This window comes from Burkholderia sp. HI2714, from assembly GCF_002223085.1.
GTDB classification, from domain to species: Bacteria; Pseudomonadota; Gammaproteobacteria; order Burkholderiales; family Burkholderiaceae; genus Burkholderia; species Burkholderia lata_D.
In genome coordinates, this window is the sequence record NZ_NKFM01000181.1 from 1 (window position 1) to 576 (window position 576).

General features: G+C 64.9%; 1 protein-coding gene. It reads right to left on the reverse strand.

Going from position 1 to position 576, the window contains the following annotated elements:
• Nucleotides 1-183 precede the first annotated feature (183 nt).
• Nucleotides 184-426 carry a hypothetical protein gene (locus CFB82_RS41795; RefSeq protein ID WP_089487988.1) on the reverse strand — a complete coding sequence of 81 codons (243 nt, stop codon included), beginning with the start codon at nt 424-426 and terminating at the stop codon, nt 184-186.
• Between the last annotated feature and the right edge of the window lie 150 nt (nt 427-576).

Genomic DNA, 576 nt, shown 5'->3' on the forward strand with positions numbered 1-576 from the left:
TATGTCGCGACCTGTACGAGAATCGGCGTCGCGAGATATTCGGCGTGAGACAGCGGCAGGTGTCGCGCGTTCGGCGAGAAGAAATGCACTGCAGTTGAGCGCGAGACATGATGGGCCGCATGGCATGCGGTCGTCGCGCGCTCGAAGCGAAACGGCCCCGGTGCTGGAAGCCGGGGCCGGTGTTCAGAATGGGTTGTCAGGCAGCGCGTCGCCGGGATCGGGTGGATGGTCCGCCGCGGGCACGTCCTTCGGGACGTAGCGACGAGCCTGTTCGCCGTAGGTTGTGTTGAACCATAGCCAGAGATCGTCGAGGATGCACTGGATGACGAAGGCGGTTTCGTCGGAGAGTGCCGGGTCGTCGACGCCGGCGCTGCGCGTGAACATGTACATGATGGACTCGCGGATAGTGGCGTGCGGGGTGGTCATCGCATTTCCCCGATGGCCTGCTGCAGCAGTTCGTCGGGCAGATGGTTCAGCCCACGGGGCACGGCCAATTGCATGGCGGTGCGCAGGATGCGCCCGGCGTGACGGGGTAATCCGCGCGAAGCCTGGCGCAGCAGTTCGAGCCCGGTTTCG

Coding starts and splice junctions, on each gene's coding strand:
- CFB82_RS41795 (WP_089487988.1), bottom strand. CDS start 426: ATGACCACCCCGCACGCCACTATCCGCGAGTCCATCATGTACATGTTC.